At 68.5% G+C, this 25,327-nt stretch carries 29 protein-coding genes and 1 pseudogene; 12 read left to right on the top strand and 18 right to left on the bottom strand.

The annotated features are described in order from the left end of the window. Positions 1-93: 93 nt before the first annotated feature. Entirely contained in the window at positions 94-810 is a 717-nt protein-coding gene (locus tag AB0H42_RS21205) for a TetR family transcriptional regulator (protein ID WP_357058210.1), read from the top strand. Between the two features lie 114 nt (positions 811-924). Here the strand turns inward: AB0H42_RS21205 and AB0H42_RS21210 are convergent, their stop codons facing one another. The 8 genes from AB0H42_RS21210 to AB0H42_RS21245 form a co-directional block, all read right to left on the bottom strand. Continuing rightward, positions 925-1,491: a hypothetical protein gene (locus AB0H42_RS21210; protein ID WP_357058212.1), complete on the bottom strand. Its 567-nt coding sequence runs from the start codon at positions 1,489-1,491 to the stop codon at positions 925-927. Positions 1,492-2,016: 525 nt separating this feature from the next. After that, a complete protein-coding gene (locus AB0H42_RS21215; protein ID WP_357058214.1) occupies positions 2,017-2,451 on the bottom strand; it encodes a thioesterase family protein in 435 nt (144 codons plus the stop codon). Between the two features lie 19 nt (positions 2,452-2,470). Beyond that, positions 2,471-3,418: an AraC family transcriptional regulator gene (locus AB0H42_RS21220; protein WP_357058216.1), complete on the bottom strand. Its 948-nt coding sequence runs from the start codon at positions 3,416-3,418 to the stop codon at positions 2,471-2,473. 112 nt (positions 3,419-3,530) lie between these two features. After that, positions 3,531-4,670 carry a DUF5925 domain-containing protein gene (locus AB0H42_RS21225; protein ID WP_357058218.1) on the bottom strand — a complete coding sequence of 380 codons (1,140 nt, stop codon included), beginning with the start codon at positions 4,668-4,670 and terminating at the stop codon, positions 3,531-3,533. Between the two features lie 93 nt (positions 4,671-4,763). Beyond that, positions 4,764-5,213: a nitroreductase family deazaflavin-dependent oxidoreductase gene (locus tag AB0H42_RS21230; protein ID WP_357058220.1), complete on the bottom strand. Its 450-nt coding sequence runs from the start codon at positions 5,211-5,213 to the stop codon at positions 4,764-4,766. An 82-nt stretch (positions 5,214-5,295) separates the two neighbouring features. Next, entirely contained in the window at positions 5,296-6,717 is a 1,422-nt protein-coding gene (locus AB0H42_RS21235) for an NAD(P)(+) transhydrogenase (Re/Si-specific) subunit beta (RefSeq protein WP_357058222.1), read from the bottom strand. A 3-nt stretch (positions 6,718-6,720) separates the two neighbouring features. Then, on the bottom strand, positions 6,721-7,041 hold the full coding sequence (locus AB0H42_RS21240; RefSeq protein ID WP_327148238.1) for an NAD(P) transhydrogenase subunit alpha: 321 nt from the start codon (positions 7,039-7,041) through the stop codon (positions 6,721-6,723). Next, the gene (locus AB0H42_RS21245; protein WP_357058224.1) at positions 7,041-8,174 is read right to left on the bottom strand and encodes a Re/Si-specific NAD(P)(+) transhydrogenase subunit alpha; all 1,134 of its coding nucleotides are present in this window, start codon (positions 8,172-8,174) and stop codon (positions 7,041-7,043) included. Before AB0H42_RS21245 ends, AB0H42_RS21240 begins: the two co-directional genes overlap by 1 nt. Positions 8,175-8,453: 279 nt before the next feature. Here AB0H42_RS21245 and AB0H42_RS21250 point away from each other — a divergent pair, with 279 nt between their 5' ends. The 3 genes from AB0H42_RS21250 (at position 8,454) to AB0H42_RS21260 (ending at position 10,497) form a co-directional block, all read left to right on the top strand. Next, positions 8,454-8,903: an HIT family protein gene (locus AB0H42_RS21250; protein WP_357058226.1), complete on the top strand. Its 450-nt coding sequence runs from the start codon at positions 8,454-8,456 to the stop codon at positions 8,901-8,903. Between the two features lie 114 nt (positions 8,904-9,017). Further along, positions 9,018-9,854: a maleylpyruvate isomerase family mycothiol-dependent enzyme gene (locus AB0H42_RS21255; protein ID WP_357058228.1), complete on the top strand. Its 837-nt coding sequence runs from the start codon at positions 9,018-9,020 to the stop codon at positions 9,852-9,854. Between the two features lies 1 nt (position 9,855). Further along, on the top strand, positions 9,856-10,497 hold the full coding sequence (locus tag AB0H42_RS21260) for a Type 1 glutamine amidotransferase-like domain-containing protein (RefSeq protein WP_357058231.1): 642 nt from the start codon (positions 9,856-9,858) through the stop codon (positions 10,495-10,497). A gap of 7 nt (positions 10,498-10,504) precedes the next feature. Here AB0H42_RS21260 and AB0H42_RS21265 read toward each other — a convergent pair whose 3' ends face one another. Continuing rightward, positions 10,505-10,969 (bottom strand): GtrA family protein, encoded by a 465-nt coding sequence (locus AB0H42_RS21265; RefSeq protein ID WP_357058345.1) that lies wholly within the window; start codon positions 10,967-10,969, stop codon positions 10,505-10,507. 187 nt (positions 10,970-11,156) lie between these two features. On the opposite strand from AB0H42_RS21265, the gene AB0H42_RS21270 reads away from it, so the two are divergent. The 3 genes from AB0H42_RS21270 (at position 11,157) to AB0H42_RS21280 (ending at position 13,927) form a co-directional block, all read left to right on the top strand. After that, positions 11,157-12,176 (top strand): NAD(P)/FAD-dependent oxidoreductase, encoded by a 1,020-nt coding sequence (locus tag AB0H42_RS21270; RefSeq protein WP_357058233.1) that lies wholly within the window; start codon positions 11,157-11,159, stop codon positions 12,174-12,176. Between the two features lie 64 nt (positions 12,177-12,240). Continuing rightward, the gene (locus AB0H42_RS21275; protein WP_357058235.1) at positions 12,241-13,599 is read left to right on the top strand and encodes an FAD-linked oxidase C-terminal domain-containing protein; all 1,359 of its coding nucleotides are present in this window, start codon (positions 12,241-12,243) and stop codon (positions 13,597-13,599) included. A gap of 40 nt (positions 13,600-13,639) precedes the next feature. Further along, entirely contained in the window at positions 13,640-13,927 is a 288-nt protein-coding gene (locus AB0H42_RS21280; protein WP_357058237.1) for a GNAT family N-acetyltransferase, read from the top strand. 46 nt (positions 13,928-13,973) lie between these two features. Here AB0H42_RS21280 and cutA read toward each other — a convergent pair whose 3' ends face one another. Continuing rightward, positions 13,974-14,300, bottom strand: coding sequence for a divalent-cation tolerance protein CutA (gene cutA, locus AB0H42_RS21285; protein ID WP_245713406.1), 327 nt, complete (start codon positions 14,298-14,300; stop codon positions 13,974-13,976). 109 nt (positions 14,301-14,409) lie between these two features. On the opposite strand from cutA, the pseudogene AB0H42_RS21290 reads away from it, so the two are divergent. After that, positions 14,410-14,556: pseudogene (locus AB0H42_RS21290) on the top strand (ATP-binding cassette domain-containing protein); the annotation flags it as partial. A 174-nt stretch (positions 14,557-14,730) separates the two neighbouring features. Here the strand turns inward: AB0H42_RS21290 and AB0H42_RS21295 are convergent. Together AB0H42_RS21295 and AB0H42_RS21300 are read right to left on the bottom strand one after the other, a co-directional pair. Next, positions 14,731-15,384: a hypothetical protein gene (locus AB0H42_RS21295; protein ID WP_357058239.1), complete on the bottom strand. Its 654-nt coding sequence runs from the start codon at positions 15,382-15,384 to the stop codon at positions 14,731-14,733. A 306-nt stretch (positions 15,385-15,690) separates the two neighbouring features. After that, positions 15,691-16,149: a VOC family protein gene (locus tag AB0H42_RS21300; RefSeq protein ID WP_357058241.1), complete on the bottom strand. Its 459-nt coding sequence runs from the start codon at positions 16,147-16,149 to the stop codon at positions 15,691-15,693. A gap of 63 nt (positions 16,150-16,212) precedes the next feature. On the opposite strand from AB0H42_RS21300, the gene AB0H42_RS21305 reads away from it, so the two are divergent. Next, positions 16,213-16,812 carry a TetR/AcrR family transcriptional regulator gene (locus tag AB0H42_RS21305; RefSeq protein ID WP_357058243.1) on the top strand — a complete coding sequence of 200 codons (600 nt, stop codon included), beginning with the start codon at positions 16,213-16,215 and terminating at the stop codon, positions 16,810-16,812. A gap of 12 nt (positions 16,813-16,824) precedes the next feature. On the opposite strand, the gene AB0H42_RS21310 is transcribed toward AB0H42_RS21305, so the two are convergent. Both AB0H42_RS21310 and AB0H42_RS21315 read right to left on the bottom strand, forming a co-directional pair. After that, a complete protein-coding gene (locus tag AB0H42_RS21310) occupies positions 16,825-17,652 on the bottom strand; it encodes an alpha/beta hydrolase (protein WP_357058245.1) in 828 nt (275 codons plus the stop codon). 106 nt (positions 17,653-17,758) lie between these two features. Then, positions 17,759-18,208 carry a helix-turn-helix domain-containing protein gene (locus tag AB0H42_RS21315; protein WP_357058247.1) on the bottom strand — a complete coding sequence of 150 codons (450 nt, stop codon included), beginning with the start codon at positions 18,206-18,208 and terminating at the stop codon, positions 17,759-17,761. 87 nt (positions 18,209-18,295) lie between these two features. Here AB0H42_RS21315 and AB0H42_RS21320 point away from each other — a divergent pair, with 87 nt between their 5' ends. Further along, the gene (locus AB0H42_RS21320) at positions 18,296-19,525 is read left to right on the top strand and encodes an MFS transporter (protein WP_357058249.1); all 1,230 of its coding nucleotides are present in this window, start codon (positions 18,296-18,298) and stop codon (positions 19,523-19,525) included. Here the strand turns inward: AB0H42_RS21320 and AB0H42_RS21325 are convergent. Continuing rightward, positions 19,479-19,862 (bottom strand): MerR family transcriptional regulator, encoded by a 384-nt coding sequence (locus AB0H42_RS21325; RefSeq protein ID WP_357058251.1) that lies wholly within the window; start codon positions 19,860-19,862, stop codon positions 19,479-19,481. The genes AB0H42_RS21320 and AB0H42_RS21325 overlap by 47 nt on opposite strands. Before the next feature lie 96 nt (positions 19,863-19,958). Here AB0H42_RS21325 and AB0H42_RS21330 point away from each other — a divergent pair, with 96 nt between their 5' ends. Next, positions 19,959-21,032: an alkene reductase gene (locus AB0H42_RS21330; protein ID WP_357058253.1), complete on the top strand. Its 1,074-nt coding sequence runs from the start codon at positions 19,959-19,961 to the stop codon at positions 21,030-21,032. Between the two features lie 204 nt (positions 21,033-21,236). Here the strand turns inward: AB0H42_RS21330 and AB0H42_RS21335 are convergent, their stop codons facing one another. Continuing rightward, positions 21,237-21,659 carry a helix-turn-helix domain-containing protein gene (locus tag AB0H42_RS21335; RefSeq protein WP_357058255.1) on the bottom strand — a complete coding sequence of 141 codons (423 nt, stop codon included), beginning with the start codon at positions 21,657-21,659 and terminating at the stop codon, positions 21,237-21,239. Between the two features lie 71 nt (positions 21,660-21,730). Here AB0H42_RS21335 and AB0H42_RS21340 point away from each other — a divergent pair, with 71 nt between their 5' ends. Continuing rightward, positions 21,731-22,558 (top strand): SDR family NAD(P)-dependent oxidoreductase, encoded by an 828-nt coding sequence (locus AB0H42_RS21340; RefSeq protein ID WP_357058257.1) that lies wholly within the window; start codon positions 21,731-21,733, stop codon positions 22,556-22,558. Positions 22,559-22,814: 256 nt separating this feature from the next. Here AB0H42_RS21340 and AB0H42_RS21345 read toward each other — a convergent pair whose 3' ends face one another. Both AB0H42_RS21345 and AB0H42_RS21350 read right to left on the bottom strand, forming a co-directional pair. Then, entirely contained in the window at positions 22,815-24,344 is a 1,530-nt protein-coding gene (locus tag AB0H42_RS21345) for an alpha/beta hydrolase (protein WP_357058259.1), read from the bottom strand. A gap of 312 nt (positions 24,345-24,656) precedes the next feature. After that, a complete protein-coding gene (locus AB0H42_RS21350) occupies positions 24,657-25,310 on the bottom strand; it encodes a Uma2 family endonuclease (protein WP_357058261.1) in 654 nt (217 codons plus the stop codon). Positions 25,311-25,327: the final 17 nt, after the last annotated feature.

Genomic DNA, 25,327 nt, shown 5'->3' on the forward strand with positions numbered 1-25,327 from the left:
GGCCGGCGGAGTCGCGGCGGCCTCGGCCGATACGGCCACCGGAGGCGGTGGTCACGCGCGGGACGCACCGAAATGCCGGGTTACCATAACTCGGTGAATGGGCCCGGTGAGGTGGATACTGCGGCGCGAATCCTCGATTCCGTGGTCGAGATCATCGAAGCCGACGGTTATGACGCGGTGCAGTTGCGCACGGTCGCCAAACGGGCCCGGGTATCACTCACCACGATCTACGGCCTCTACAGCAGTCGCGACGAGCTCATCGTGACCGCCGTGGCGGCATGGATGGCCGCCCATTCCTACGATGAACTGGCTCTGCATCCGCGCGAGGAGCCGCTGGCCGACGGGTTGATGCGCCTGATTCGGCAGGTGTTCCAGCCGTGGGAGCAGAGTCCGCGCATGGCACTGGCCTTCTTTCGCGCCCGCGCCACCGCAGGCGGGCACCGGCTGGACCGCCAGGGGTTCGAGGCCGTCCTGCCCGCCGCCGCGCATCTACTGGCCGGGCTGGACCGCGATTACGTCACCGATATCGCACTGGTCATGGTCAATCTCTGCTACGCGATGGTCGGCCGACTGGTCGACGGGACTGCCGACGTGCCCACGATCCTGTCCTCGCTGGACCGGGTGATGCACCGGTTGACCAGCGACAACACCCAACTGGCGACACAGCGACCGGCGTCGGGCGCGCACTCGGGCGCACCGGCACTGGACTTCTCGCTGTTCTCGTTGTTCGGCCCCGGTATCGGCGAGCCGAACGGTCCCGCAAACGGCGGCGGACCGGCCGGGGCGGACACCGAGCGGTCCACCCGGTAGTCGCCGCGAGATCGACGCCGGCCTCGGCGCGCGCCGGATGGCGCGCGCCCGGAGGTGGCGTTCGCGGTGACCGTGCCGCGCAGCACCGAAGACCGGCCGGGCGGTGCGCCCCCGCTATCGCCGGCCGGGGTCCGCCCAGAGGGTCTCCGCGGCCGACGACGATACGGCCGGGACACCGGCCGCGTCCAGTGCCGCTCGCTTGAAAGCCTGTGCCGCCAGGCTGACCCGATGCGTGTTCACCAGCGCGAACCCGTCACCGAATTCGACAACGGGCCCCCGGCCCCAGAGGTAGGTCTGCCGGGTCGTGTGATCACGCCGCGCCAGGAACTCGTCGCGGACCCGGGCATCGGCCAGGTAGATATCCGCGGCGGCGGCGAGTATGTCGAGGTCGGCGGTCCACCCGGCGCGGACCGGCACATCGGCGAGTGCGATCGCCTTCGCGCCCAGAATGTCCAGAGCTCGGGTATCACCGGGATCCGGCAGGAGTACGACGGTCTCGCAACCCGCCGCGGTTCGATCGAAGATCCAACCGCCCAGGCAGTCCACCGCGGCGGCAACGGTGGGCGCCACGACCGCGGCACGGTTCCGGATCGACCGGCGCCCGGGGCTGTCCGCCCAGCGGGCGGCCGAGCTGATGGAATCGGCTCCGAAGTCGGGGGAAACAGCGAATTGCACTGCCATATCTGCCATTCCGTTCTATCGAACTACACCGTCGGCTGCCGCGTCCGCGCGCAGGCGGAGACTATGGGCATACCGAAAGAGATTCCGTTCGCGCGCCGGAGAAGACCGGCCGCGGTCCGGGGAAGCGCGGGCGGCCGGGTCCGCCGACCGTCGCCGGGCACCGTCCGGATCCGCTGCGGCGACCCGCCGCCACCGGATTTCCCGACGCCCGCTCGACCACCGACGACTACCTGCACAGGCCTGCCCTTCCGTGCGATCGAGAAGACACCTCGACCACCCTGCCGCACTGCTCTCGCACCTACTCCGCAGCGCGGCGCGGCACGACAGTAACACGGTTATTGCCTGTTCATGGCCGGATTCGGCAGTCCTGCCGAAGAACTGTCCGCGGCCGTGCGCCGGTCCCCGCGCGAGCTCGCGGAACATCGGAGAACGCGCTGCGCAGATCACCGAAGGCGACTGGAAGTGCCCGCGGGTGATTCGCGGGCGTGGTGCCCACCGGGAAGCTTCCGGAGAGCCGGTTTCCGCTTACTGCTCGGTGGCGCCGGTGACCAGAATCGCGGCGGCCTTGCGGATCACCTCGGGGATCTCGACCGGTTTGCGCGTTTCCTCATCCACGTAGACGTGGACGAAGGTTCCGGTGGCGGCAAGCTCGAGCTCGTCGCCCGCCTCCCGGAAGATCGCGAGGTCGTAGGTGATGCTGGACCGGCCCAGGCGGGCGATCCGCAGACCCACGCGCAACAGGTCGGGGAAACTCAACGAGGCATGGAAGCGGCATGACGTCTCCGCCACGATCCCGATGGCGGGCAGTTCCCGGATATCGGTACCCGTCGCGTCGATCAGCCAGGCATTGACCGCGGTATCGAAGTAGGCGTAGTACGTCACATTGTTCACGTGCCCGTAGTGGTCGTTGTCGGCCCAGCGGGTGGGCACCGGCCAGAGCACCGGATACTGCTGCGTCACCCGGCCGACGATACCGGGGTCAGCCGGCCGTGGGCACCGCGGCGGCCCCGAGCCGGTGATCGCGCGGGCTCACCCCGAACTGTCGTTTGAACGCGGTACTCAACGCGAAGGCACTGCCGTACCCGACCCGGCGGGCGACGGCCTCCACCGTCTCGTCGGTGCCCTGCAACAGATCGGCGGCCAGATCCAGCCGCCACCCGGTGAGGAAGGCCATCGGCGGTTCGCCGACCAGTTCGGTGAACCGCCTGGCCAGAGCCGCCCGCGAGGACCCCGCTTCCCGGGCCAGGGCGGCCACCGTCCAGCCGTGGGCGGGATTGTGCTGCAGTAGCCGCAACGCCCTGCCGACCAGTGGATCGCTGTAGGCGTGATACCAGGGCGGTGCCTCGTTCCCGGCGAACCAGGTGCGCAGGGTCGCGATGAGCAGCAGGTCCAGCAACCGGTCCAGTACCGCGCTCTGCGCGGGCCGATCCTTCACGGTCTCCTCCACCAGCAGGCTCAGCACCCGCTCGTCGGAACGTCCACGCGGCACCACCAGGGTCTGCGGCAGAGCGCGCAGCAGGCGCCGGCTCACCGCACCCGCCTGCTCGTAGGACCCCGTGACCAGCACGGTTTCCCCGGCGGGGTCGTTACCCCACTGCCGCACACCCAGGCTCATCGTCTCGCAGAGCACCTCGCCGTCCACCGTGGTGGTGAGCTGACCCGGGTTGATCAGGATCTGCGGCTCGGTGGCGGGGTCGTCGGCGACGGTATAGGGCTGCGGCCCCCGGAACACCGCCACATCCCCGGCGCCCATCCGGTACCGGTCGCCGGCCTCGGTGAGAACCCACGCATGCCCCTGGATCACCGCGGCGAGCGTCAACGGCGATTCATCCTGGATGCGTAGCGACCACGGCGGGCTCAGCAGTGAACGCAACAGGAACGCGCCCCGCGCCCGCGGACCCTCCAGCAGCCCGGCCAACGCATCCATTCGCCCAACGATAGCCGCGGTGCCGGGCCCACGACGGCTCCGGGCCGCCCGGTGGCGGGAAGGGTGGATACGGCCCGGCTCGTCCCTGCTCTCGACTCCGCAGTTCGCGAAACTACAGGTACATGCCGGAATCGGGAGCAGCCGCGGTGACCGCGATATCCCCCCGGCCGTCGCGGAGCGCGACCAGCTCCGCGAGCGTCGACTCCGTGGCGGACCCGGCGGCGGGGTGATCACCCAACCAGGTCCGGGCTTCGGCGGCCGACAGCCTCCCGATCTCCAACTGGGCCAGACAGCGCCCGGGCCGGGTGACCGCGGGGTGCAATCGCGACAAGTCTTCGTTGGTGCTGATCGCCACCAGCACATCGCGACTCTGGCCCAGCATCCCGTCGGTGAGGTTGAGTAACCGGGAAAGACCCTGTCCCGAACTGCTTTTCGCCTCCGCGTGAATGAGTTCGTCGCAATCCTCCAGGATCAGCAGCCGCCAGCGGTCGGCTTGCTCGTCCTCGCCTTCGGCTCCCATCGCCGCACGCATCAGATACCCGGGCTTGGCGAACAGCATCTCGGGATCGAGTACACAATCGGCCTGGCACCAGTCGGACCATGATCTGGCCAGCGCCCGCAGCACGGTGGTCTTGCCGGTTCCGGGCGGACCGTGCAGCAGGAGCAGCCGACCGCGAATACTGTGCGGACGCAATGCCATCAGGCGGTCCAGGGCGTCGGCCACGCTGCCGCTGTAGTTCCCGCGGATCTCCGGCCACTCCGGCGTGGTGACCGTGAGGACCCGCCGGGTGGCCCCGCGGTCGCTCTGGTGCCAGAACCCCATCTTCACCGAGGCCAGGTCGGCGGGGGCCGCCTCCTCGGCACCGCGAGTCGCCTCCGCGACTATGCGTTCGGCCAGTTCGTCGCTGATCGCGGTCACTTCCACGGTGGCCGATTTATCCGCCCACCGATCGGCGCGCAATGCCCAGCCGTCCCCGAGCACGAGGATGGACAGCGCGTCGGCTTCGACCACCTGTCGCGCGATCACCGAACCCGGCGGGCGCAACGGCGCGTCGGCCCGCACCCGCTCCAGCTGACTCTTCCGATAGAAGGGCTGCACACCCCGGCCGAAGAGGCTGAGCGCCAACATGTCCAGCAGGTCACGCGGGGTGGAATAGGAATCGAGGACGGCCGACCACGGGAGGGCGTCGGCGGGTTCGGCGGCGGTGCTGTCGAACTCGATCAAGCGCAGGGGTTCGTTGCGTTCTGGCATCGCCGACCATGATCTGCCCACCGTCACGCCGGCGTCCACCCGTTTTTCGCGAAATCGCCGGTGCACCCGTGCGCCGCGCCCGCGCCGGGCGGCTCAGGAGCGCAGCGACAACTCGACCAGCGGCACGGTATCGATATCGCGGCCGGTGGCTCCTTCGATGATTTCGCTCAGCTTCCGGTAGGCCTTCGGATGCCTGATCCGATAACCGTCCAGTACCGCGGCCGCCGCTTCCCGGTCCACGGCGCGCGCCACCGCGAGCGCGCGGTAACGACCCCCGATACTGACCCGGCACCGTGGTTCGGCCAGCAGATTCCGGTACCACTGCGCGGTCTCGCCGAATCCCGAAGCGATCACCACGGTATCGGCGTCCGGGCGGTCCACCGTCTCCAGCGCCACGTAGCGCGCGGCGCCGGACTTACGGCCGATATGTTCCAGCAGCAGGAGCCGGCCACCGAACAGGAAACCCAGCCGGGCCCGGAACAACCAGATCGGCGATCGGACGAACCAACGGGACTGCAGCAGTTTCGCTCCGACACTCGCCATCGGCCGACCGTACAACAGCACCACGGCCCCGGGCGCGGTGGTGAACCCACCCACCCGGGGCCGTGGCGCGACTACCGTGTGATTACAGGGCCTTCAGTTCCTCGGTGACCGCGCCGACCGACTTCTTCGCGTCGCCGAAGAGCATCGAGGTGTGGTCGGCGTAGAACAACGGATTGTCGATACCGGCGAAACCGCTGTTCATCGAACGCTTCAGCACGATCACCGATTTCGCCTGGTCGACATTGAGGACCGGCATACCGTAGATCGGGCTGGCCGAATCCTCGCGGGCGGCCGGGTTGGTGACATCGTTGGCGCCGATGACCAGGGCGACATCGGTGCGACCGAACTCGCCGTTGATATCGTCCATCTCCTTCATGGCGTCGTAGGACACCTCGGCCTCGGCCAGCAGCACGTTCATATGGCCGGGCATACGACCGGCGACCGGATGGATGGCGTATTTGACCTCGACGCCCTTGGCTTCGAGCAGTCCCGCCATCTCCTTGACCGCATGCTGGGCCTGGGCGACGGCCATACCGTAGCCGGGTACCACGATCACCTGATTGGCGTAGGCCATCTGGATCGCCGCGTCGGCCGCCGAGGTGGCCTTGGCCTGCTTCTGTTCGCCGTCACCGGAACTCGCGACCGCACCGCCGCCACCACCGAAACCACCCGCGACGATCGCCGGAATGGACCGGTTCATCGCCTTGGCCATCAGATTGGTCAGGATGGTGCCGGACGCGCCGACGATCATGCCGGCCACGATCATGGCGGTGTTGTTCAGCGCCAGACCGGCCGCCGCCGCGGACAGACCGGTGAGCGCGTTCAGCAACGAGATCACCACGGGCATATCGGCGCCACCGATCGGCAGCACCACCATCAGGCCCAGCACACCGGCGGCCACCAGCAGCCCGATCATCCACAATTGGGATACGCCGCCGTCGGAGGCGCCGAGGCCGATGACCACCGCGGCCCCCACCGCCGCCACCAGCAGCACCAGGTTCACCAGCTGCTGCAACTTCCCGAGCCCGATCGGGCGGCCGGGCAGGATCTCCTGCAGCTTGCCGAACGCGATCACCGAACCCCAGAACGAGATCGAGCCGATGATCGCGGCGAACAGCGAGCCGACGATGATGTGCACCGTGGGTTCCTCGCCGTGCTGGAACGCCGAGAATCCGGTGGTATCGATGAATTCGGCCCAGGCGATGAGGGCGACCGTACCGCCGCCGACACCGTTGAACGCCGCCACCAGCTGGGGCATCGCGGTCATCTTGGTATAGCGCGCAGGCGGTACACCCAGCACCACACCGACTATCAGGCCGGCGACGATCAAAATCCAGTTGGTGCTGTCACGCACCGCGATCAGCGTGGCGATCACCGCGATCGCCATACCTGCCGCCGCGATCCAGTTGCCTCGGACGGCGGTCTTGGGGCCGGTCAGCCCCATCAGGCCGTAGATGAAGAGGGCGAAGGACAGGATGTAGAGGATGTCGACCAAGTTGTCCATGGGTCACTTACCTGCCTTCTCGGCACCCGCGGCGGGCTTCTTACCTTTGAACATGCCCAGCATCCGGTCGGTGACCACGAAACCACCGATCACGTTCAGCGTTCCGAACACCACGGCCACGAACAGGATGGCCTGCACCCCGATCGAGGGATCCTCCACCCGCCCGAGGGTGACCAGCGCGCCCAGCACCACGATGCCGTGGATGGCGTTGGTACCCGACATGAGCGGGGTGTGCAGGGTGTTGGGGACCTTGGAGATCACCGCGAAACCCACGAATCCGGACAGCACCAGAATCGCGATATTCGCCAGCAGCTCGGTGTACATCATTGCGCCTTCGTTGTCGGTTCGGCGTCACGGGTGACGCAGGAATCGGCCAGCACCTGATCGGAGAAATCCGGTTTCAGTTCGCCCTCGGCGAGCATCAGTTCCAGCAGCGCGGCGACGTTCTTCGAGTACAGCTCGCTGGCGTGCTCGGGCATCGTGGCAGGCAGGTTCAGCGGCGAGCAGATCGTCACATCGTGTTTGACCACGGTCTCGCCGGGCTCGGTGAGTTCACAGTTGCCGCCGGTCTCCCCGGCGAGGTCGACGATGACGCTGCCGGGTTTCATACCGGCCACCGCACCGGCGGTCACCAGGCGCGGCGCCGGCCGGCCGGGTACCAGGGCGGTCGTGATCACCACGTCGAAACCCTTGATAGCGTCCTCGAGGGCCTGCTGCTGCTTGTCCTTCTCCTCGTCGGTGAGTTCGCGGGCATAGCCGCCCTCACCGGCGGCGTCGATACCGAGATCGAGCCACTGGGCGCCCACCGAACGCACCTGGTCGGCGACCTCGGGGCGCACGTCGTAGCCGGTGGTGCGGCCGCCCAGGCGTTTCGCGGTGGCCAGCGCCTGCAGACCGGCCACGCCGACGCCGAGTACCAGCACGGTCGCCGGTTTCACGGTGCCGGCGGCGGTGGTGAGCATCGGGAAGAAGCGGGTCGATTCCGACGCCGCCAGCAGTACCGCCTTGTACCCGGCGACATTGGCCTGCGAGGAGAGCGCGTCCATCACCTGGGCGCGCGAGATCCGCGGGATGGCCTCCACCGCGAATGCCTGCACCCCGGCCTGCTTCAGCGCATCGATCTGATTGTCGGCGTTGCGCGGGGCGAGAAATCCGATGAGCGTCTGCCCCGAGGACAGTTTGTCCACCTCGGCATCGCTGGGCGGGGCCACCTTGACGACCACATCGGCCGACCAGGGGTCACCGATCTTCGCACCGGCTTCCTCGTAGGCGGTATCGGGAATGAGCGCGCCCGCTCCGGCTCCGGCCTCGACCACGACCTCCACGCCCTGCTTCACCAGCGTGGGGATGATCTTCGGAACCAAGGCGACCCGCCGCTCGCCCGCGGCGGATTCGCGAACGACACCGACACGCGCCCCGCGCGGCGACGAATCGCTCACGGCCTGCGTTGTCTCCACTTGTCTGCTTCCCTCTCCTGGTGTTTCGGCCGCCGATCAACGGCGCCGGGCGGAGGTGTCCTGCGACACCACCGCCCGAAATCCTGGCAACCGTACATCGGCCGCAGTGAGATTAGCTGAGATGCCCGTCACATTCCGAGTCGACAGAAGGATGTCTTCGCATCGGTAAAGCCTGATAGTGGGATATATCCGCCGAAGCATGCCCAGGAGTTTGAAAAGTTTGCCAAGTCCGTGCCCAGTCCGGGACCCGCCGCAGCCTTACGCCGTAGAGTGCGCCGTGTGAGCGACTGCGTTTTCTGCGGGATCGTGGCCGGTACCGCACCGGCCCATCGGGTGTACGAGGACGATACGGTGACCGCGTTCCTGGATATCCGGCCGATCACCCGCGGGCACACCCTGGTGATCCCGAAGCGTCATGCCACCGACCTGTCCGAACTGGATGCCGAGGCCGGGATGGACCTGTTCCGGGTCGGCCATCGCATCGCCCGGGCGGTACAGGGGCCCGGGTTCGCCGCCGACGGCGCGAATCTGCTGATCAACGATGGCAAGGCCGCGTTCCAAACGGTCGCGCACGTCCATTTGCATGTGATCCCCCGCAGCCACGGCGACAAGTTCCGGTTCGCGACCGGACTCGTGCTGCGCCGCTCGCACGAGCCGGACCGCGTCGCCGCCACGCTCCGCGCGGACCTGGCCGCCCTGCGGCCCGGACCCGACGGCGACGCCGCCTGATTGCCGCGTCCGCACGAATTCCGATCAGTCACGGAAGACACTGCCGATCATGCGATATTTCCGCCGCCGCCTCGGCTCCGCGCATCGCAGGTACCGGCTTCGAAGGAGGACCGAATGACCGACACCCTCGACCATCCCGAACTCACCGCGCGGTTGGCCGACCAGTTCGACGCCCTCGCCGAACTGGTCGCCGGCCTCGGCGAGGAGCAGTGGCGGACACCCTCACCGCTACCGGGGTGGACCGTGTTCGATGTGCTGAGTCATGTGATCGGCACCGAATCGCTGCTGCTCGGCGACAGGCCCCCGGCGCGTGATCCACAGGCGCCGGATGTCGATGTGAAGACTCTGCCGCATGTGCGCAACGAGGTCGGCGCTGTCAACGAGATCTGGGTGCAGCGGCTGCGACCACGCAAGGGCGCCGAACTGCTCGGCCTGTACCGCGAAGTGATCGACCGCCGCCGGGCCGCGCTCGCCGCCATGGACGACGCGGCGTGGTCGGCACCGTCACCGTCCCCCATCGGCGAGGTGCCCTACGCGCGGTTCATGCGGGTGCGGTTGTTCGACTGCTGGATGCACGAACTCGATATCGCCGACGCGCTCGGGAAGCGGGTCGACGAGGGCGGCCCACGGGGCGAACTCGCCTTCGCCGAGTTCGCGCAGTCGCTGCCCCGGGTGGTCGCGAAACGCGGTAGGGCACCGGCCGGTTCACTGATCACGCTGGCACTCACGGGTCCGCTCGCGCGGACCCTGCACATCGAGGTCGGTGACCGGGCCCGCTATGTGGACGCGCCCGCCACCGAACCCACCGTCACACTGGAACTGGACTCCGGTCTGCTGGTGCGGCTCGGCGGCGGCCGGGTGGACGCCGACTCGGCACTGGCCCGGATCACCTTCCACGGGGACGCGGATCTGGGCCGGCAGGTGGTCCGGAATCTGGCGTTCACCCTCTGAGATGCGACTGTTCCTGGCGAGCTATCGATTCGGCGCTCACTACGACGTCTTCGCTTCGCTGATCGGCGAACCGGGCCCGATCGCGGTGATCGCCAATGCCTTCGACTCCTGGCCGCGGGGCCGTGCCGCCGCGCTGACCAGCGAACTGACCCCGTTGCGCGCACTCGGGTTCCGGCCCGAGGAGGTTGATCTCCGCGAATATGCCGGACGCCCGGAAGAATTGGGCCGCCGACTGGCCCGGTTCCCCGTCCTCTGGGTCCGCGGGGGCAACACCTTCGTCCTGCGCGCCCAGTTCGCACGGAGCGGCGCGGACCGGGTGATCCCGGACTTGCTGGCGTCGGATTCGGTCGTCTACGCGGGTTACAGCGCGGGCGCCTGTGTACTGAGCCCGGACCTGCACGGTCTGGAGACCGCCGACGACCCCGCCGAGGTACGGCCGGCCTGCGGTATCGATCCCATCTGGACGGGTCTGGGGGTGGTCGATCGTCCGATCGTGCCGCATCTGGACTCGCCCACCGACCCCGAGCGGACGGGTAACGCCCTCGCCGACCGCCTCCGGATGGCGGGCACCCCGCACTGGGCGCTCACCGATGCCGATGTCGTGGTCCGCGACGGAGACGAAACCCGGGTGTACACGGGTTGATCGGCGGTCAGCGGCGCCGGAAAACCACCCAGCGCATGGCCGAGTACATGTACACCGCCTCGCCTGCCCCGGCCAGCATCCGCGACAGGTGGTACTGCGCACCGAGCGCGGCCAGTCCGGCGCCGACGCCCAGGATGAAGGCGAGGTAGTTGATCAGCACGACGACCGTGTAGACCACTGCCTGCCGTCCCGCCGGCGCGTGGGAGCGAAAGTTCAACCGGCGGTTGAGATAGAACGCCAGTGCGAAAGCGCAGCCGTAGCCGACCGATACCGACAACCATCCCGGTAACCCGAGTCCGCTGCGCAGCCCGGTGAGGATCAGCAGATCGACCCCGAAGGTGAAGCTGTTGATCAGCGCGAAACCGAGGAATGTGGGAGCGACGACGCGGTCCAGACCCCACGGCAGGCGCGCGACCACCGCGGCGCACCAGCGGGCGAATCGGATCTCCCATATATCAGCGTTCGTCGCCAGGTCCTGCACACCGCCAGCCTCGCAGGGCCAGGTGTCCGGCAGGTGAGCGCGCGGAAAACCCACAGTTCGGGCGCTATTTTCCGCAGGGATGCCGTAATCCGGCCGCCTCGCCGAATTGTCATTACAGCAAAATTATTTGCCAATCGGTTCGAAGGTGCGGATAGTCGGCGCCGAGGAGGTGGTCACGGTGACCGATGAACTGGACAACGACTACGACGTGGTGGTGGCCGGCGGCGGGGCGGCCGGTCTGAACGGGGCGCTCATGCTGGCCCGGTCGCGGCGCAGCGTGGTGGTGATCGATGCGGGACAACCGCGCAACGCCCCCGCCGACGGCGTGCACGGGCTGCTGGCGCGCGACGGTATGCCGCCGGCGGAACTACTCGAGACCGGCCGTGCCGAGGTCCGTCGCTACGGCGGCCGGGTGGTATCCGGGGAGATCAACGGCGCGGTCCGCGACGGTGACCGTTTCACGATCACGCTCGCCGACGGCCGGGCGGTCCGGGCACGGCGGCTGCTGGTCACCACCGGGCTGACCGACGAACTGCCCGATATCCCCGGCCTGCGGGAACGCTGGGGCCGCGATGTGCTGCACTGCCCGTACTGCCACGGCTGGGAGGTGCGCGACCGGGCGATCGCCGTGCTGAGCCGCGGGCCGATCTCCGTGCACCAGGTGCAGCTGTTCCGCCAGCTCAGCGATGACGTCGTCTACTTCACCCACGATCAACCCGACCCCACACCGGAAGTCGCGGAACGGCTCGCCGCGCGCGGCGTCCGCGTGGTGCCGGGTGAGGTGGCCGGAATCGAGATCGCCGACGACCGGATCACCGGCGTCCGGCTCGCCGACGGCACTGTCGTCGCCCGGGAGGTCGTCGCCGTGGGCTCGCGAATGGTCGCCCGCGTCGGCTTCCTGACCGAGCTGGGCTTGACGACCACCGAGCATCCGACAGGGTTCGGCCAGTACATCCCGTGCGACGCCACCGGCCGCACCGAGGTGCCGGGGGTCTGGGCCGCCGGCAATGTCACCGATCTGTCCGCACAGGTCGGGGCAGCCGCCGCGGCCGGCGCAATGGCCGGTGCGCAGATCAACGCCGATCTCGTGGAGGAGGAATTCGATACCGCGGTCGCCGCCGCGCGCCGCGGGTTCGCAGCGGCCGCCGAGGCCGAGCTCGCGCAGTCGGTGCACGGCGCCCGCGGCCACGGACTGTGATCACCGGGGTCCCGTCTGGCGCGGATGGGACCCCGTCCGGGCCGCGAGCGGTTAGCGTTGGGGCGTGGACCTGCATGAACTGATCGATCTCCTACCCGTCGGCACGGTGCTCACCGATCCCGATGTCCTCGCCGGATACCGGCAGGACTGGGCGAAGGACCCGGCGGCGGGGACGCCGCTCGCCGTGGTCCGCGCCACCGGAACCGCCGATGTGTGCGCGACGCTGCGCTGGGCCGACGAGCATCGGGTCCCGGTGGTCCCGCGGGGCGCCGGTTCCGGCCTCTCCGGCGGCGCGACCGCGGTGGACGGCGGCATCGTGCTGAGCACCGAGCGGATGCGCGGTATCACCATCGACCCGGTCACCCGGACCGCGGTCGTCGGCCCCGGGTTGCTCAACGCCGAGGTCAAACGGGCGGTCGCCGAACACGGCCTCTGGTATCCCCCCGACCCCTCGTCGTTCGAGATGTGCTCGATCGGCGGTAACGCCGCCACCAACGCGGGCGGCCTGTGCTGTGTCAAATACGGCGTGACCACCGACTACGTCCTGGGTATGGAGGTCGTGCTCGCCGACGGCACCGCGGTCCGGCTGGGCGGCCCGCGGCTGAAGGATTCGGCGGGGCTGTCGCTGACCAAGATGTTTGTCGGCAGCGAGGGCACCCTCGGGGTCATCACCGAACTCACCCTGCGGCTGCTGCCCGCGCAGCCGGCGCAGAGCACCGTGGTCGCCTCCTTCGCCACCCTCACCGCGGCCACCGAGGCGATTCTCGCCGTCACCGGCGCGCTGCGCCCGGCCATGCTGGAGTTCATGGACTCCGTCGCCATCAACGCGGTGGAGGACGAACTGCGGATGGGCCTGGACCGCGACGCCGCCGCCCTGTTGGTGGCCCGCTCAGACGCGCCGGGCGACCACGCCGCGCAGGAGGCCCGGATCATGCTCGAGGCCTGCCGGGCCGCCGGGGCCACCGAAGCGTTCCACACCGCGGACCCGGAAGAGGGCGAAGCGTTCACCGCCGCCCGCCGCTACGCGATCCCCGCGGTCGAACGGCTCGGCCCGCTGCTGCTCGAGGATGTCGGGGTGCCGCTGCCCCGGCTCGGCGATCTGGTGACCGGTATCGCCGAGATCGCCGGGCGCAACGACGTCACGGTGTCGGTGATCGCGCACGCCGGCGACGGGAACACCCATCCGCTGATCGTGCACGACCCGTCCGATCCGGACGAGACCGCACGCGCGCACCGTGCCTTCGGCGAGATCATGGCCCTGGCCATCACCCTCGGCGGGACCATCACCGGCGAACACGGTGTGGGCCGCCTCAAGAAGGCCTGGCTCCCGGATCAGCTGGGTCCCGAGGTGATGGACCTGACCAGGCGGATCAAGACGGCCCTCGACCCCCACGGCATCCTCAACCCCGGCGCTGTCCTCTGAAACCGGAACAAACCGCACCGGGCCCGCCGTTTCACCGAAGGTGAGTACCGAATTGCGACACAACGCCGGCGACACCCGCTTCGAGATCTACCTGGACGGAACCCTCGCGGGCTATGCCGACTACGCGGAGACGGAGTCGCCGAAGGTCCGCAACTTCCACCACACCATCACCTTCCCGGAATTCCGGGGACGGGGCGTGGCCGCGCAGGTGGTGAAGTATGCGCTGGACGAGACCCGTGACGCCGGTTTCGCGGTCGCGGCCACCTGCTGGTACGTCGACGATTACCTCGGCGCCCATCCCGAGTACGCCGATCTGGTACATCGCTGAGCCCGGATACCGCGCCGGACGGACCGGGCGCGGTATACGCCGTTGATCAGCTCGCGGTCTCGTCCAGGATCCACTGACCGTAGGCGGGGTTCACCCCCGCCACCGGTACCGCGACGACCTGTGGAACCTCGTCGGGGTGTTCGGAGTTGGCGCGTTCGACGATCGCGGGCACCAGCGACGCCCGCGTGTGCAGTACGACCACGGCCTCGGAGGCGTCCTCCACCGCACCCTCCCACCGGTAGATCGAGCGCACGTCCGGGATGATGTTCCCGCACGCCGCCAACCGATCCGTGACGAGCCGGTGGGTGAACTCCGCCAGCCATTCTTCGTCGGGTCCACTGATGGTCACGTCCACAAGATCGGTATCGCTCACGGCGTACATGATCCTTGACTTCCTCCCCACGCCTGAAGGCGGGGGATTCCAACCTCGCGGTTGGGTTTTCCTGTTTCACTGACGGTTGCCTCCTCGCATCAGCTGCGAGGCGGTCTCACACGGCGGCCAGCGCCGCCGTATCCTGCTCGCCCGGGCCCTGGTGTCGCCCGCTCGCGCGCTCCTGTTGGACGAACCCACCGAACACCTCGATGCCGTGGCCGGCGCACAGCTGTTGCGGGATCTGCTCGATATCGACAGCGGCTGGTCGCGGCCGACCGCGACGCCACCGGAGTCCCGCTGATCTACACCTATATCCTCGATCCGGCGACCGGGTCCTACCGGACCGGCGAGATGTTCACCGGGCCGTCGCAGCCTCCGCCCCGTTTCCCGTGAAGCTCGATCTCGGCCGGATCTGAACCGCCGCAGCGGATCACAGGCCGAAGGCACGTCCTACATGGTTCGCGGCTTCGTGCTCGGTCATCGACCCGTCGACCTCGAGCACGGGCAGCCCGAGCCGAGCCGCTTCCACGCGCAGGTGGTCGGTGAACATTTCATCGCGGCGCAGCAGGTTGCGCCGGGCGCGGGCGGGGTCGCTCGTCCGGCGCGGGATCTCCCAGCCGCGGCCGGCGAAGACGTTGCGGCGGAACCGTGGTGACGGCAGCAGCCAGATCGCCCGGGCGGGCTCGGCCAGCAGCGGCGCGACCAGGTGCGGCAGCAGGCGGAATCCTTCGGCGACGGTAGGTTCGGAGATTCCCAGCAGGTCGTCGACGATCGCGCCGAAACCCTCGCCCCGGAACCAGTGGAACGTTTCGAACATCGTCTCCGGAGTCCGGTGCACCCAGCGCTCGTCCATGCTCATCACCAGGAACGCCGACAGATACGGCGCGTCGCCGGGCGTGCCGCGCTCCGCGTGCTCGGCCATGGCGTCATCTGTCGAGTACACCCGCAGACCGTGCCGGGTGGCGACAGCGGTCGCGACGGCCGACTTCCCGGCGCCGCTCCCCCCACCGATCCAGTAGACGTGCCGCAGTCGCGACCGGAGTTCGGCCGGGTCGTCGAACTGCGTACACGCACCGGATGTCATCCGATCCATTGTGCGCCCATCCGGCAACACCGGCGGGCCGAACCACACCGCATGCCACAGTCAGCCGGTTCTGCCTGCGATTGCCGGATCGAGCACTGGATCCATCTCGGGATGCTTATCACCAAGACCACTTCCGGTCTGTATCGCTGCCCGGAAACCCTGCACTGCCTACACGGGACGACCGTGCTGGACGGCAGAGTGGCCGAACACTGGCGCAATGTCCCCGGTGAATATCCCTGGGTGGGGATGAAGGTTCGGAGGACCGGATCCGCCGACCCGCACCCGGGCGGCGACAGGGACCGAGCGTCATACCGCCGTGGATCCGCCGGCGAACTGCCCGGCGTATTCGGCGGTGGGCGGTATCTCGGTGATGACATCGATCAGCACGCCGCTCGGATCCGCGAGGAGGAAATGCCGCTGCCCGAAATCCTCCGAGCGGATATCGAGTTCGGCCCGCAATCCGCCCCGCACGACCAGTCGTTCCCATTCCGCGTCGACATCGTCGACCTCGAAGTTCAGCAGCAGGCCCTGGACCGGTTTGCGGTAGCCCGCGGGGACGGTCTGGTGCGTGGAGTCGAGCAGTGCCAGCTCGTAGTACCGCTCGCCTTCGGTGCGCCGCAAACTGACGTACCAGTCCGCCTCGAAAGTGATCTCGAATCCGAACCAGCGGGTGTAGAAATCGCGCGACTGCGCGATCCGAGTGGTGCCGATGACCGGGTAGAAGCTACCGAGTGCCATACCTGCCTCTTTCGCGCCGAATTTCACATACCAACGGTATGCTAACTAGGCTAGGCCGCATACCGTCGGTATGTCAACGGAAGGTTCGTGATGGCCGGATCGCTGCGCGCCCAGCAGCGGGAACAGACCCGCGCAACTCTGCTACACCAGAGCAGGAAGCTGTTTGCCGCCAAAGGTTATGCCGCCGTGGGTCTTTCGGAGATCGTCACCGCATCGGGCGTCACCAAGGGCGCGCTGTACCACAATTTCGACAGCAAACTCACGCTGTTCCGCGCGGTCCTGGCGGACGTGCAATCCGAGGTCGGCGACCGCGTCGCTGCCGCCGCGGACATCGAATCGGACCCGTGGACCCAGCTCGTCACCGGCTGCGAAACCTTCCTGACCCTCTGCACCACCCCCGATATCCAGCGCATCATGCTGATCGACGGCCCCGCGGTCCTCGGCTGGCAGGAATGGCGCGCCATGGACGAATCCGCCTCCGCCCGCCACCTCGAAGACGCCCTCGCCACACTGGTCACCGCCGGAGTCATCCCGCCCCAGCCCATACCGCCGCTCACCCACCTGCTGTCCGGCGCCATGAACGAAGCCGCCCTCTGGCTCGCCACCTCCCCCGGCCCCGGCGCCTTGTCCGACACCCTGGCCTCCCTGCGCCGGATCCTCGAAGCCCTCCGCACCACACCGGTTCCCTGAACCTCCCGGCCGTCACCGGGTCGGTGAACCGTCCGGGTCGCGGACCGCCTCGATCTCGCGCACCGCGCGAGCGATGGCGCGGAAGTCCTTGCGCAGGATCGCACCGTGATTGCTGTCCACCTTCGCGCTGATCCGGATGTTCGGGTTGCGGGTGAGCACCGCGTCGAGGCCGGCGCGGATCCGTTCCTGCTCGTCACCGCGACTGCCGAACGACGTACCCGAAGCGATTACGTACCGCGCCGGGACGGTGATGCTGTCCAATACCGGGCCCAGCTCGCGCTCACGGGAGATCCGGCCGACCTCGATATTGCTCTCGGCCTGCTGTCCGGCACTCATCCGCGGCGCCAAACCGGTCGGGCGCAGGAGCGGCAGGAACCAGCCCAACCGGGTGAACAGCGTGCGGATCCGCTGTTCCATCGCCTCGTCGAGCCAGTCGTAGGGAAACGCCCCATCGACCATGACCGCACCCCGGGCCCGGTCCGGATTCCGGCTCGTCCAGTACGCCCCGACCAATGCCCCGTAGGACCAGCCGACCAGCAGCGGCCGGTCCACGCCCCGGGCCGCCAGGACGGCGTCGACGTCCCGGACGGCCGCCTCGAAGGAGTAGTCCGCCGAACGCTGCGACTTACCGCGAGCCCGCTCGTCATAGGTGATGTGCCGGTAGCCGGGGCCGAGGTCGGCGATGACCTTCTTCCAGTACCCCTGGGTGGCGAACTGGCCGTTGAGGTAGACCACGGGGATACCGGGCCCGCCGGTATCGGTGACGGCCAGGGCCGTGTCCTCGACCGGCACCATGCCGGTCCAATCCGAACCGGTCGCGGAGCTGCTGTTTCTCGTCATGACAACGACTATCGACAGGCGGCCTGATATCGACCTGACGCCGGACTGACATCACCCCTGACACGGCGCCCACCCCGGACGCGCCGCGCTTCCCGCCCGGCTCCTTTCAGGTCACCGGACGTCGCACCTGCGAGGTGTCCGCACCGATCTCGTGCCCGGCTCGGGTGCGCGGGCCGAGTTCGGCGAGTTCGTTCCCGGCGAGGTCGGTCAGTGTCGACCGGGCCTCACCGGCGGTGAACGCGTAGCGCTCACCCCACTGCCGCAACGCCACGAGGGTCGTGAACAGATCCTTGCCCGCGGCGGTCAGCTCGTAGACGTGCCGCTTCCCGCCAGGGGCTGCGCTGGTGGCCAGGATCCCGTTGTCGACGAGCCGGCGGAGCCGGTCGGCGAGGATATTGCGGGCGATTCCGAGCCGCTGCCGGAACTCGGTGAACGACGCCGCGCCGTCCATGGCGTCCCGCACGATGAGCAGGCTCCACCGATCGCCGACGAGGTCGACCGTCCGGGCCACCGGGCAGGTGGGGTCGGTCCATTCGCGGCCGGCGCCGAGTTCCATCGATCCACCTCACCCCATCGGTTGCAATTCGAAACCATTTTGCCATACCGTCAGATGGTTGCATATTGCTACCAATTGGAGGTGGTTATGGATATCGCGAAGTCACCGCGGCTCGTCCTGGCCATGGTGTGCGCCGTAGCGGTGTCCACGATCTACGCGATCCAGCCGGTTCTCGAAAAAGCCGGTGCCGAACTGGGACTGACGCCGGAGTCGCTGGGCCGGCTGGTCGCGGCCGGGCAGATCGGGTACTTCGCAGGCCTGGTCCTGCTGGTACCGCTCGGCGACATACTGGATCGCCGGCGGCTCATCACCGGCCACCTGCTGCTCACCGGCGCCGGGGCCGCGACCGCGGCGGTCGCGCCGAACGGGATCATCGCTGTGGCAGGCCTGGCGATGGCGGGCCTGTTCGCGGTCGTCGTCCAGATCACCGTCGCCTACATCGCGGCGATCTCCGCACCACACGAGCGGGGACGCAACATCGGCGCGGTCACGTCGGGCGTGGTGACCGGCATCCTCGGAGTCCGCGTCCTGGCCGGGCTCCTGAGCGATACCATCGGCTGGCGCGCCGTCTATGTTCTGCTCGCCGCGGCCTGCGCCGTACTCGCGGTCACGGTCCGGACGAGACTCCGGCCCGACCCCAGACCATCCGGCGGCCGATATCCGCAGGTACTGAGATCCCTGGGGCGGTCGGCCGCGAAAGACCCGCTACTCCTCGGCCGAGGCGTCATCACCTTCTTCGTCTTCGCCTCGTTCGGAACGCTGTGGAGCGGCCTGGCCCTACCGCTCGGGGCGCAACCCTGGACGTTCGGCACCACCGAGATCGGGCTCTTCGGCCTGGCCGGGCTCGCCGGAGCCGCCGGAGCCGCCCGGGCCGGCCGCTGGGCCGACGCCGGTCGCGCCCAATCGGTCACCGGCGGGGCACTCGTACTACTGGCCGCGTCCTGGCTCCTGATCGCCCGGACCGAACCGACATTGTGGCTGCTCGTCCTCGGTATCGTCGCGCTCGACTTCGCCGTTCAGGCCGTACATGTCAGCAGTCAGCATCTGCTGACCACCGCGCATCCGGACCGCACCGGCAGCGTCATCGGCGCCTATATGGCGTTCTACTCCCTCGGCTCGGCCCTGGGCGCGATCACGACGACCTGGGCCTACACGACCTGGGGATGGCAGGCTTCCTGCCTGACCGGTGCGCTCTACGCACTCGGCGGGTTCGTCACGTGGGGAGTCACCCGGTCGGTGGCGGCCGCTCCCCCGGCCGGGGACGATCCGGCTACGCCCCCTGCAGACTCGCGCGGTATTCCCTGTTCACGGCCATGAGCCGGTCGAGTGCGTCGCGGGTCCGGATCAGTTCGTCGATATGCGCGGACAACCGGTCGCGTTCCTGTTCCATCCGTGCCATCGCGGCGTCGGAGGTCTCCGCGCTCGGCGATTCGACGCAGGGCAGTACTTCGGCGACAGTCCGGCTGGACAGTCCCGCGGCGTACATCCGCTGGATGAATTCGACCCGCTCGACCTGGTCGGCCGTGTAGTGCCGCTGCCCGCTGACGCTGCGGGTGCTGATGAGCAGTCCCTGCTCTTCGTAGTAGCGCAGGGATCGGATGCTGACCCCGGTGCGTGCCGCCAGTTCGCCGATGCGCATCGCGTCCTCTCGCATGACTCACGCCACAGGCCTTGCCTCTGACATCGATGTGAGGTTTTACGGTAGCCGATATGCCCGAACCGGGCACACCGGATACGAAGGAGACCAGAGTTGATCAGCCTTTTCGACAACTACCGACTCGGTGATCTGGCGCTGCCCAACCGCATGGTGATGGCTCCCATGACCCGGGTCCGGGCCGCGACCGGTGGTCTGGCCACAGCCGCGATGGCGACCTACTACGCGCAGCGAGCGACCGCCGGTCTGATCGTGAGCGAAGGGGTGCAGCCGAACGCGGTCGGCCAATCCAATCCGGGGACACCCGGGCTGTACACCGACGAACACGTCGACTCCTGGCGTCCGGTGACCGCCGCTGTGCACGCCAACGGCGGGCGGATCTTCGCGCAGATCATGCACGGCGGACGGGTCTCCCATCCCGACACCACCGGCCTGCGACCGATCGGTCCTTCGGCCGTACCCGCCGTCGGTGACGTCTTCGCGCCTACCGGCCGTATCCCCGCTCCGGTGCCCCGCGCCCTGGATACCGCCGAGATCCCCGCGCACGCCGAATCCTATGCCGACGCGGCCCGCCGCGCCGTCGACGCCGGTTTCGACGGTGTGGAACTGCACGGCGCCAACGGCTACCTGATCTCCCAGTTCCTCTCCTCGAACGCCAATCTGCGTACCGACCGCTACGGCGGCTCCCTCCGCAACCGGATCCGGTTCGCCGTCGAAGCGGTCTCCGCGACCGTCGCGGCGGTGGGCGGCTCCCGGACCGGTATCCGCCTCTCCCCCGGCGGCGGCTTCTGGGGTGTCGAGGAAACCGACACCCCCGCGCTCTACGCCGCGCTGCTGAACGAGCTGGCCGGCCTCGACCTCGCCTACATCCACCTGGAGGCCACCACCGACGACGAGACACTCCTCGATCTCCGCCGCGCCTGGCCGGGCACCCTCGTCATGAACCCGGTGCATCCCTCGGGCCCGAAACCCGCCGGCCCGGCCGACGCCGAACGCTGGCTCGGCCTGGGTGCCGACCTCATCAGCTTCGGCCGCGCCTTCCTCGCCAACCCCGACCTCGTCGAGCGACTGCGCAACGCACTCCCCATCACCCCCGCCGACGAGGACACCTACTTCCAGGGTGGTGACCGGGGCTATCTGACCTACCCGGCGTACCGGTACACAGCCTGATCCCAGGTGCGGCCGAGCGGGCCGGGCCGCGAACCGGCCTGTTCAGTGCGCGCCGCGCTGCGCGCCATACTCCGCGGCGACCGGTCGGCCCGGTGAGCCGTCGGTATCGGCGTCGACGGCCGACGAGCCGGGAATCCACGCCGTGATCGCGATCCGGACGTCCGGCGGCCGGGCGTCCGCGAGTCGGACCGGGCCGGTCGCCGATCACCCTTTACCGGACGTTCCGGCGGTCCGGTCCGAGCGTGCGGCGGTGATATCGACGGCATGGTCCACCGCCCAATCGGCCAGCGCCGACAGCGGGACCAGCAGTGTGTCCCCCAGCGGGGTGAGTCCGTATTCCACGGCCGGCGGAACCGTCGGGTACACCACACGACCGATGAGCCCGTCGTCCTCGAGCGCGCGCAGGGTCCGGGTCAGCATGCGCTGACTGATGCCCTCGATCGAGCGGTGCAGTTCGTTGTAGCGGTAGCGACGTTCGGCCAGCAGCGCGATCACCAGCAGAACCCATTTGTCGCCGATCCGACTCATCAGCCCCGACACCGGGCATGCCTCGTACTCCGCCACCGGCACCGGTGTGGGAAGTGCGGCGGCGGCGATGGAGGGCACATCCGTGTGCGTACTGAACATAAAAGTGCCTTCTTTCGCTTCCGGTGGCCGCTGCCGAGGATGAGTACAGCAGTCGAGTCCGCGGAGGTGTGATGTCCAGAACCATTCTTATCAGCGGCGGCACGGACGGTATGGGTCGTGCGATCGCCCTGGAACGCCTCACCCGGGGCGACCGGGTCGTGGCGATCGGCAGCAACCCGGCCAAAGGCGAACAACTCACGGCCGCGGCCGGCGCGGACGCGGATCGCCTCCACTTCGTCCGCGCCGACCTGCGTTCCGTCACGGAGGTGGAACGGGTGGTCGGCGAGATCGGCGCGGCCTACGACACCCTGGACGCACTTCTGCTCTTCGCGAACCGCACCTCGCGGAATCGCGTCCAGACCGCCGAGGGTTTCGAGCAGACCTTCGCGCTGTACTACCTCAGCCGGTATCTGCTATCGCACCAGCTGGTTCCGCTGCTGGCACGCGCCCCGCGACCGGTGATCGTCAGTATCGCCGGGGTCGGCGTGCAGAAGGGCGCGGTCCACTGGGACGATCCCCACCTCACCCGCGGCTACAGCGTGGTCGGCGCCCAGTTACAGGCCGGGCGGGCCAACGACCTGCTCGGTGTGTCGTTTGCCGAAGAGCACGGCGACAAGATCAAAGTTGTCCTCTACCACCCTGGCTTCACCAAGAGCGGCGACCTCTCCCCGCTCGGTTTCCTCACCCGGACCGTGATCCGTTCCCTCGCCACGGTCGCCGCACGCCCGGTGCGCACATCGATTCGCCCGCTACACGATTTCATCGACAACCCGCCCGCGGAACCACTCACCGCCGTGGACCGCGGCCGCACCCTGGACCTCTCACTGCCCTCACTCGATCCCGGCAACGCCCGCCGCCTGGCCCGGCTCACCGCCGATCTCCTGGCCGTGCGAGCCTGACACAGCCACACCACCGGATCGACCGCTCCCCGCGAGCTCACCCGCACCACCGGCTCGAATGCCCGTCGCGCGAGATCACCGGCGGCGGCGTTCGCGCATCGCGGTAGCCCACCGGGATGTCGTGCCCGGCGCTACCGTCCGGCATCACCGGATCCCGGCGCGGACCGGGACCGGAGCACCGGCCGGCCGATATTTCCCGGCACCGCCTCGGCCGCCGGGGCTGCACCCGGGTCGATGACCGCATCCGCAGCTTTCCTCACCCGGCGGCCGGGACATGCTCGCAGGTCTGATCCTTCCCGGGCATGGTGCCGTCGACCAGGTAATCCGTCGCGATATCGAACGCGCAGGAGTTCTTGCCGAGGACGTACACCCCGTGCCCACTCCCGTCGACATCCACCAGCCGGGACCGCTCGCCGAACTTCTCGTCGAGCAGCTCGCCGCCGCGCAGCGGGGTCACCGGGTCGCGCTGGTTCTGCAGGATCAGCACATCGGCCGGTCCCGTGTTGTCGATCCGCACCGCCGGCTCGACCGGACCCCACTTCCAGTAAGCGCACGGCAGGATATTCGCCGTGGCCGCACCGAAGAGCGGGTACTGTTCGCGGTCCTCGGCCACAGCCCGCTCATAGGCCCCGATATCCTCGGGCCATTCGACATCGTTGCAGGTCGTCGCGAGGAAGACCGTCAGAGAGTTGTCGTGCGGCACGAGCGCCGTGGGGTCGGCGGGCGGCGCGGTGGCGGCCGGGTCGCCCGCCGACCCGGCCCGCACGGCGGCGAGCTGCGACTGCCAGGTCTGCGCCATCTTCTCGTAGGACTTCGTGTTGAAGAGCGCGGCGAACACACCGAATCGGAAGAATCCGCCGTCGATCCCGTCGACCGGTTTCTTATCGAGCCCTTCCGCGATGGTGAAGTAGGTCGCGCGCACTTCCTCCGGTGTCCGGCCCAGCCCGTAGCTGTCGTGCCGCGCGGCGGCCCACTGCGCGAAATCCGGGAACGTCTCCTCTACACCCCGGCCGTACCTGCGCATTCCGTCCTGATCGAGGAAGGTATCGCCGATATTGCTGTCGAGCACCACCCGGTCGGCGCGCTCCGGGAACATCGAGGCGTACGCGGCCCCCACCGCGGACCCGTAGGAGTAGCCGAGGAAGCTGGCTGTCTCCTCGCCGAGCGCGGCCCGGATCCGGTCCAGGTCGCGGGCATTGTTCGCCGTCGTCAGATGCGGCAGCCGGCCCTCAGGGTCGTTCGCCGCGCACAGTTCGGCGACATCCCGGGCAACCGCCGCCTGCGCGGCGACCGCCGCCTCGTCGACCGCGTACGGCGGGATATTGGTGTAATACGGCCGGTCGATCGTGAAACCACAGCTGACCGGCGACGAGTGCCCGACGCCGCGAGTGTCCATACCGATCAGGTCGTAGCTGTCCAGGACACTGTCCGGCGCACCTTGGTCGACCAGCAGCTTGGACAGCCCCAATCCGGACCCACCCGGGCCGCCCGGGTTCAGCAACAACACACCCCGCCGCTTGTCCGGATTCGTACTGGCCAGCCGGGAGATCATGAGTTCGATCTGCACGCCCCCGGGATCGCTGTAGTTCAGCGGCACCGGCAGGGTCGCGCACTGCAGCTGCGGCGGGTCGGCCGGAACATCCTCCGGGCACGGGCCCCACTGGAGTTGCGTGCCGGGCTCGCCCCCTTCCTCGGCGGCTACCGGGGGCGCCCCGGCCAACGCTCCGGTGAGACAGAACACCGCCAGCAGGGGTAGCCCTCGACGAAGACGCCATTTCCGGTTCATATGCCCACTCTCCGACGTGGTCTCGCAGGTCGACTGTGCCGACTACCACCCCACACCGTGCCGTCGCGGCACAGTCAAGGTTGTCTTTCCGCCTCCTCGGCAAGCCGTGGAGACCAGCAGGTGACCGAGGAGGGTCGACATGAGTCCGGGCCGAGTCGGACACCAGCATCAATCCCCGATGCATCTCGAGGTGGGTGGCAAACCTGGGAAGGGTCGGAGGCAGCAACCGACGCGCCTCGTCCTGAGCTGCCACCGCGTCCGATTCATCGCCGAGCCGAGCTCGCAGCAACGAGCGAAACACTCCGAGCTGCATCAATATTCGAGGTCGGCCCAGTCGATAGTGATCGGGAACGGGAAATCAATCCTTACCCCGTGCTCGTCGGCAGGCGTCCATTCGCCTGCCATGAGGTAGTTGGCGGGGTGAAGCGGGCGCACTCCGGCAGGTAGCTGAGCGTGGCCTGTTTCCAGCGCGTATGCCCGCACCACCGCGATCGCGCTGGTGTTGCGCGCCAGGCCGACCTCCCAATACCAGGGAATTCCGGCGCCCGCGTAGCGGCTCTTCTTGGCTTCCATGTCCGACTGCGTATTCGAGGGGGAGAGCACCTCGCCGACGAGCAGTGTGTCGATTGCCCTGACGTCCTCGTATGGGGAGTCCAGGCAGCGGTGAACCAGGAAATCCGGAGTGAGGAAATCGGACTTACCGTTGGCGCCGAGAAAGACATTGGTTTCCACATTGACCCGCCAGCAGGTCTCCGGGTTCTCCGAGATGGATTTACGCGCGCAGTTTTCGATTGCGTTGCGCATCCGGACAGTGAACATCTGGTGTTCGGCGGGGCCGCGACGCACCCACACCACGCGGCCGCTCCAGAGCTCGATCTGCTGGGCGATATCCTCCGGCAGTTGCTCGAGCTCCTCCCAGGTCATGAACTCGGGAAGGTCGGGCTTCTCGATCCGTGGGGTGGGCATGCGGCCATGATATGCGG

Source organism: Nocardia sp. NPDC050799 (genome assembly GCF_040654015.1).
Lineage (GTDB): Bacteria > Actinomycetota > Actinomycetes > Mycobacteriales > Mycobacteriaceae > Nocardia.